Origin of the sequence: Microcoleus sp. Pol11C2, assembly GCF_036701505.1 — a bacterium.
Lineage (GTDB): Bacteria > Cyanobacteriota > Cyanobacteriia > Cyanobacteriales > Microcoleaceae > Microcoleus.
Window position 1 is genome coordinate 25,354 of record NZ_JAUBQX010000052.1, and the last position, 7,661, is coordinate 33,014.

General features: G+C 44.8%; 4 protein-coding genes and 1 pseudogene. 2 read left to right on the forward strand and 3 right to left on the reverse strand.

Going from position 1 to position 7,661, the window contains the following annotated elements; genetic code table 11:
• Positions 1-87 precede the first annotated feature (87 nt).
• The gene (locus QUA42_RS22770; protein WP_333140300.1) at positions 88-1,695 is read left to right on the forward strand and encodes a hypothetical protein; all 1,608 of its coding nucleotides are present in this window, start codon (positions 88-90) and stop codon (positions 1,693-1,695) included.
• 108 nt (positions 1,696-1,803) lie between these two features.
• Here the strand turns inward: QUA42_RS22770 and QUA42_RS22775 are convergent.
• Positions 1,804-2,064 (reverse strand): annotated as a pseudogene (locus tag QUA42_RS22775) (Uma2 family endonuclease); the annotation flags it as partial.
• A 282-nt stretch (positions 2,065-2,346) separates the two neighbouring features.
• Entirely contained in the window at positions 2,347-3,255 is a 909-nt protein-coding gene (locus tag QUA42_RS22780) for a tetratricopeptide repeat protein (RefSeq protein ID WP_333074708.1), read from the reverse strand.
• A gap of 582 nt (positions 3,256-3,837) precedes the next feature.
• Between QUA42_RS22780 and QUA42_RS22785 the strand changes: the two genes are divergently transcribed.
• Positions 3,838-5,085 (forward strand): hypothetical protein, encoded by a 1,248-nt coding sequence (locus QUA42_RS22785; protein WP_333140302.1) that lies wholly within the window; start codon positions 3,838-3,840, stop codon positions 5,083-5,085.
• Between the two features lie 988 nt (positions 5,086-6,073).
• On the opposite strand, the gene QUA42_RS22790 is transcribed toward QUA42_RS22785, so the two are convergent.
• Positions 6,074-7,408 carry a CHAT domain-containing protein gene (locus QUA42_RS22790; RefSeq protein WP_333140303.1) on the reverse strand — a complete coding sequence of 445 codons (1,335 nt, stop codon included), beginning with the start codon at positions 7,406-7,408 and terminating at the stop codon, positions 6,074-6,076.
• Positions 7,409-7,661 lie beyond the last annotated feature (253 nt).

Genomic DNA, 7,661 nt, shown 5'->3' on the forward strand with positions numbered 1-7,661 from the left:
ATGGTAGTTATCTCACTCTTCAATGATTGAGATAACTTGCTATTTAAGAATCCACGAATGTAGTTGCCTAATTATAAAGCTAAATAAATGAGCCAAGAAATTAGCATTAAACTGAACGCATCCGAACTTAGCCAATACTCTTGTGATGATTTATGTCATATTCTTGAGAACGCTAAAGGAAATATTGTTTTAGAGATTCCAGGTTCTGGGTATCTCCAATCATTCTTAGCTAAAGCACAAGTTTGTTACCGTGCTTTATTCATCGGAGAAAATATAGCCAATTTTTGTGACAACATTTATGTTGAAGAAATTTATGGCGAGACAGAGCCAATTTATTTTGTATTTCAACCAAACAATATAGCGGGATTAGCACAACAGCTATTGTGGCTTTTTCCTTTATGTGCTTTAGATTTAGATGATGACTATCCCGTGGATGATTTATACAATGAGTACGAGGAGTTTCGTGATAATTTAGAAAACCGTATACTGAGATTTCCTGAACTTGGCGATCTGTATCTGGGACAGTGTGTAACAGGACAAGAAGATTCCTATCATTATTCTTGTGACCCAGAATATTTTATAGACCTACATAGTAAATATCCTGAACAAATTCATTATTTTTGGCGATCTTTTCTTAGTAATGAGATAGGTTACGACTTTTATGTTTCTCAAAAATCTTGGATTGTTCCGCTAGGTGTAGATATAAAAGAATTGCTGAAGCGATATGGTGGTTTCAAAAATGAAGTTCCCGATCTAGAAGCAGCAGAGTATTTGTCATTATTGAATTGCCCACCCATAGCTTTTCAAAATAAAAATTTGATAATTTTTCCAGAGTCAGACGTATATCAAGCTCAGAAATGTGCAGAATATATGTGGTTTGAAAGTCCTGAGTGCCACAAAATTAGAGATAATATGTGCGAAAAAATTATGAAGCTAGGTATAGATATAACAACGATACGGTGGGATTTTAATACAGCACAAAATCGCACCCAAATTAAAAAAATTTTACTATCTATAGAAGGCGATGTCTTGATAGTACAAGATATGATGGCGCAGTATGTATTATTTGTCAGTATATTGAGCAATGTTAAGCAAGAAGTAGTAGAAAAATATCTTGAATCAATTTCCAAGCTATCTGAGAGTCTAAGGACACTCATTGGACGAACTACCGATATCGCCTGTCCCTGGGATAAACTTGATGACAATCAGTTTGAGGAGCTTTGTTATGATGTTGTTAATTACCGCTATCAGCCCAGTAAAATCTTAAAAATGGGAAAATCTCGCTCCCGCGATGGTGGTAGAGATATAGTATTTCACACAACAGGGCGCGCGGGTCAACCGCCTGTAAAATGGATTGTACAGTGTAAGCTGATTAGAGATGGTAGTTCGCTGGCGGGAAGCAAGGTTCAAGTTGCCGATCCAGTAGATCAATATGGAGCGGGTGGATTCTGTGTGATGACCAGCGGTGTTATTGATAGTACACTTTATGACAAGCTAGAAGGTGTTGCTCGTAACAGAGGTATTGAGATAGATTGGTGGTCTCGGCTAGAATTAGAACGTTTCCTAGCACGGCATACAGAACTACGAGACAGATACTTTGGTAAAGAAATGGAAAATAAAAAATCGTCTCACAGCCAAAATGTACAGCTTAGTTTACTAGATATCTTGGATAATTCATCTTCAGGAAGTTCATAGATAACTTTTGGTATTCTGTTTAGTTTAATGCAGTTGGTAGGAGCGATCGCATCTTCACCAGTTCAATTCAAGACCGATCGCCCTTTTCCCCAATTCTCTCTCACTATCTCACTCTCCAGCATTCTCCGTCACTTCCTCCACGGATAAACATAACGCCTCCGCCACTTGTTCGGCACTCAAACCCATTCCCAACAACCGGGGAATTGCATCCCTTCTTGCCTGAAATTCAGCTTGTCGTGCCTGTTCTGCACTCTCGGCCCTTTCCCGCTGTTGTTCCCCTCGCAATCTCTCTAATTGAGCTCTTTCATCGCCAATCAACAGCAAATTACCTTCCTCGTCCCACCAACGCAGCCAAAGCATGGTTTGATTTTAATAACTTACTTTTACGCTAGTAGTCATAATTCTCTCCGAGGTCTTAAATAATTGGTAATTAGTAATTGGTAGTCGGTAATAGGACGCTGGGCGCTAGGGCTTAGAAACCCGGTTTCGACCTGTATCTGTCGTCGTTCAACCTTATCGTAGAAACCGGGTTTCTTTTCCTAAGTCCTGCGTAATTAGGAATAAAGCGAGTAGTGTTGAGTTTAAAGTATTAAGTTAAAAACTTAATACTTTTTAACTGACAACTCAAAACTCTTTCACTTAAAACTTTCCTTAGGGTTTCGGTAGCGCACCTTCTGGACTAGGAGAAGCAGCCGGTTCGGGAGTCGTCGTAGCCGCAGGAGAAGGCGAAGGAGTGCCACTAGCTAACTGATTAATTTGGTCTTTATAGTTAGGAGGAGCTAACTCAGTAGCTCGATCGAACAGCGTTTTTGACTCATCTGTTTTGCCCTGTTCCTTCAGCACGATCGCCTTTCCTAAAGTGGGGCGAAAATCTTTGGGATTAGCCTTAGCAGATTCGTCGTAAATTGCGATCGCCTCCTCGTAGCGCTTCTGCACAGCATAAACCTGTCCCAAAATCAACTGCACTGAAGTTACATCAACACTTTCGGGTTTCGCCAGATTTGCAGCCGGAGCCGCCTTCAGCGTATCTTGCAGCAGTCCGATCGCAGCTTCCGGCCGCTGCTGCACCAGCAGCAAATTCACCAACCCCTGCAAAGCCTTAATTTCCCCAGGCTTAGACGCTAAAATTGACCTGTAAGCTTGAGCAGCCCCTTCGCGATCGCCCGTGCGTTCCTTAGCCTGAGCCAGCAAAATCCCGTATTCAGTAGTCTCAGGATTCAGCGAAGCCAACTTTTCCAAAGGAGCGATCGCATCCTTAATGTCCCCCACTCCTTGCCCGATCAACTCCAGTCGCACTTGCAACAATCCCCGCAAAGCCGTTACGTTGTCAGGTTCCCGCTGCAAAACCAATTCGTATCCCCTAGCCTGAGCTTGCAGCAACTCTGATTGCTTCTCCCCTGACTGCGCCGTCTGAGTAGGTGTTGGAGTTGACGTACTTTGGGCTTGGCTGGCCTTGAGAATACTGTCCAAAATGGGAACCAGAGAAAATCCCAAAAAAGCGATGAGCGACAGCACCACCACCACAGTAATCAACCCACGACGCTTATTTGCTTTTTCCATAATTCAACTATCCCAGCTTAAAATCTACTATTTTCTAAGAATTAACGCATCGCCCGGGGGCGTCTGCCATTTAACTAGATCCATGCAACCATAAAAGTTCTTAACTTCAAAGTCCGAACGGACAAAGCAGCCTTTTACTTGCAGCTAATATGGTAACAGACCCACAACTCCATGCTAGCTAAACAATTTTGGACACTCAGACCCGCAGCCCCAAGGACTGCGGTGTCTGTCCAATTTAGTCTGGTCAAGCTAAAAATTACCGAAAATATGGCGGATCAGGCCGTTAGGTAATTGGATTAAGTAAAATAGGCAAGCTGAATATCCTAAATGCTATTAGCCAGCAACTCCAGCTCAGCGCGATCGCAGGATCGATCGGTCAGCAACTCCCAAAGTCCTTGCTCGCAAGGATTTTAGCAGCCAGCGAACCGATCGGCACTCGTAGCGTTGAAAGTTGGCGTTGACGGGTCACAACCAGACCTCCGGGCGCAAGCCCCAAGTCTGGTGCTAGTAGTTTTTAAAGCAGTTTCTTCAGTTTATTCCTAATTTCCCTTAAGGGATGTGTCTCCGCTGCAAGGAGTTTTTATGAACCCCTCTCCCAACCGGTCTTCCAAATCGTCCAAATCTACTTCTACTCGCAAGGCTCAGCCCAGCGAACAGGCCGTCAATCCGCCTAAAGATACAGATTCCATTCCTGAGACACCAGACGAAAGTTCGGTACCTTCGGCGTCGGCTGCACCTGTTGACCAAAATCAACCGGCAACGCCAACAGACGCCCCAGCGTCCAAGGATAAGCTGCAACGACCACGCTACAGTTCTGCCCCCGACAAGGACAAAACAAAGCCACAAGACCAGCCCAGCAATGCTCCTGCACCCCCGGCGCCTACAGCGTCTTCGGCACCTGTCAGCGATACTCCAGCCCTAGCAGTCGCACCGCCCGCCAAGGGGGAGCCTTCCGCTAACGAAAGTCCGGTCGATGAGGACATACCCTCGGTCATGCGCCAACATCCCATTCCCCCCCCCAGCGAACCCAGACAGTACCGAGCTGTTGGTTTGGTGCGGGGCCGCTACACGCAATCAGAAGAGCAATTCACCCGGGGTATGCTGATAGCTGCCGACGGAACTGCCATTGACGCCGTTTTGCTGGGTAGAGTCATGAGTTTAGTCAAAAATCACCTGGATCTGGAACAAGAACACCTGTGGGTGGTCTATCCCCGCACCAGGCAAGAAGACGGCAACTTGCACGCCCAGATTATGGGGGTTTGGGAGCCGGAAACGCTCAAGAAACCTCCCGAACCGTCCTCTGATGAGGAAAATCAGGAAGCAGCGGAGATTGAGGAGGGGGACGAAGCATCGACCACATCTTTGCCTCCCTCGGAACCTGATGTTGAAGATGGCTATTTTTCGATTAGAGGTGAGGTGATTTATCAATCCCAAGACCAAGAAAAGTATGTCATCGTCAAAATCAAGCAAGCTCCCCGCAAGAATGACGACAAGATGAAGTTTTTTAAACTGAAACTCAAGGGAGATTTAGGAACAAAGGCGATCGGATTTTTTTGGGATTTCCACGTCAAATTGAAAGCTGACAGTCTGATGATTGAGCAGGCTAATAATATTGGTGCCCTGCCGATTAAAAAGCGGAAATTCCCCCCTGGCAGCAAGCCGCCCGGTGGCTTCAAAGGAGGAGGGAAGCGTCCGTTTACTCCTAGGCCCAGCGGTGACGGTGCTCCTGTAGGGCGTCCTACCATCAAGTCCGCAGCAGCAGCACCACCGCCTGTCCCGAAGGAACCTCTTCCTAAGCCGGTTAAGAAGCCTAAGCCGATCGAGCAATAAAAAATAGTGAAAGTAAAAATGCAAGATTAAAGGTTGAAAAACTTTTAATCTTGCATTTTTACCAGAAGTGTTGACTGCCCCTTGATCGGAGCATAAAAATAGATAAACTAATTTTGTAAACCGCTGATTTTAGCCATTAAAAATGAGTTCCTTAAATCAGTGAACATAGCTAATTTTTTTTACCCATAAAAACCTGTAAATAGCGTAATTTATCTAGCAGCTTATCACCGATTACAGATAAAAATTCACTAATTAAAAAAGCGACTAATAAATCAAAGAAGCATAGATTGGTCTCCGAATCCCCTTGGTATGATTAGTGATTAAACGAGACAACTTTAAGTGCTTTTTCAGAAATATTCCTAGCTACTCAATTTGCCATCGTCTTTGATAAGATTATCGGGTTTCTTCCTTACTATATCCCAGGTTTCCTGATTCAGGTAAATTAGTCACCAATCTAAATTATGTGCCGATCTATAAATCTGAAAAAGTCACCAATCTTACTTGGACTGCTCGTTCACCTTTCCAAACTTCATAAGTTCCATTTTCCTTGATATTGAGACTAGAATTATTTTTAATTCTCAACATACATACAATATAAATTGTATTTTTTAAGTAATACTTTAACTCGTTCAGAACTTGAAAATCGTCTATCCCTTACAGCGACACCCTTCTGGGGCAGGGCTGTTTCATTCTTAGGAAAATTGGGATTTTGACTCTTGTAGTGCCAAGAATGTCTACCTCCCCACAGACGACTTCACAGGTGTTTGAGACATAGGGGCTGCCACGGGGGGCAGCCCCTACAAGAGAATGAAACAGCCCTGCCCTGAAGAGGCATTCTCACCCCGTCAAGCCATCGTGTGGTGGTGGACTCGGCATCAAAAATAGTGAAAAGGACGATCGCACTCGGAACTTGCTTGCGGGCGATCGACTTTTCCCGAAAAATCATTGATATCCAACCAATAACAAATCACTAATCACTAATCACCAATCACCAAGGACTCCCAATCATCACAAAAGCCGACCAATAATAAGGATGCGACAACTTCAAATCCGCAAACCCTTGCAGCGAAGTCGGCAACTCCACCCCCTCACCCCGACTCAAACCCCGCAATCTACCGCCCTCCAAACGCACATCTCCCCGCAACATCGCAATTTGCGCTTGTCGCAGCGCCGCCCCCTTAATTCGCGCCGTCTTCAACTGCTGGTAAAACTCACTCATCAATCCCAAAGTACCTTCATCACTCACGTACCATAAACTTCCCAAAGCCGTTTGCACTCCCGCTTGCAGCGCCAACCCCCCAAAACCCAACTCCGCTTGTGCATCTCCCACCGCAGTCCGACAAGCACTTAAAACTAACATATTCACCTGGGGATCATTCAATCTCAAATCCCGCAATTGATCCAGTCGCAGCCGACTATTCCACAACTGAATAAAAGAATTATTTGGTGTTCCAGGTCGAAATTCGCCATGAGTAGCTAAGTGAATAACCCCAAAAGGTCGGCTTTGATGCTGTCGCTTCAAATTATCCAAAGTGAAACCCTCATTTAGAAAACTAACTCCCGGCCACTCTCTAGAAATAGCGGCTATTTCAGCAGGAACTGCAGGCAAAGGATTCAACTCGGAAAATTCCGAGGCCCCCATTGCTAAAACTTGAGAATTTCTGAGATCGACGTAGCGAGTATCTGTTAAATTAATGCTGGGCATCAGGCTGAGATTGTACTTTTCCACCAAAAATTGCTGTCCGTCGTGCAAAGCAGCAAAGGGCATACCTCTCAAACCTCGATCGACAACAAAGGAAATAGTATCCGTTTCGCAGTTTTTCAAACTGTCCTCTAAAGGCGCAATCATCCACTTATAAAGCTGTTGCGAAGATGGTAGATAACTCGTAGTAGCCCGCACCCCCGGTTTGGTAATCTCACCCCTGAACTCATTTACAACTTTCAGCAGTTCTTCCCGGTTCGCTGACGGCACGCTTTTGTGCACCGCTTCACCGCAAGAATTTATTAACACTAAGTTTAATTTTTCCCGCTGCGAGAACAGATAAATTAAGCTGGGTTTTGTGTCGGTTTGTGCACCCACGGATGCTAACTTTTTTTTAATTTCTTCTGGGGATACCAACTCGTCGCTGATGTTGATGCCTAAATATTCCCCGAATTCTTGGCTGAAAGATTTGTCCAGCAGAGACAAAGCTTCCGATATTTTGCCGGTTTCCAAATTCCTGCCGATATCGCCGCGAAATGCTGACTGAATAACTGAATCTTTGATATTTGAATTGATGAAATTTCTCAGTTCTCTGGGAGAGTGCATTCTTTCGGGCGGCATCCTTTCTCCGGGTTTTCCTATATCTCGCGATATTCTGTTTTGGTTCTGCCGCTGTTCGCGACTAAAGGGTTGGTTGCGAACGGGAAAAAGCGCTCTCCCTCTATCTAATGGGAATCTATCGGTTGGCGATGGTGAAGGAGTTGGATTTGGAGTTGGATTTGGAGTTGGATTTGGAGTTGGAGTTGGAGTTGGAGTTGGAGTTGGAGTTGGAGTTGGAGTTGGAGTTGGAGTTGGAGTTGGAGTTGGAGTTGGA

Coding starts and splice junctions, on each gene's coding strand:
- QUA42_RS22770 (WP_333140300.1), top strand. CDS start 88: ATGAGCCAAGAAATTAGCATTAAACTGAACGCATCCGAACTTAGCCAA.
- QUA42_RS22790 (WP_333140303.1), bottom strand. CDS start 7,408: ATGCCGCCCGAAAGAATGCACTCTCCCAGAGAACTGAGAAATTTCATC.
- QUA42_RS22780 (WP_333074708.1), bottom strand. CDS start 3,255: ATGGAAAAAGCAAATAAGCGTCGTGGGTTGATTACTGTGGTGGTGGTG.
- QUA42_RS22785 (WP_333140302.1), top strand. CDS start 3,838: ATGAACCCCTCTCCCAACCGGTCTTCCAAATCGTCCAAATCTACTTCT.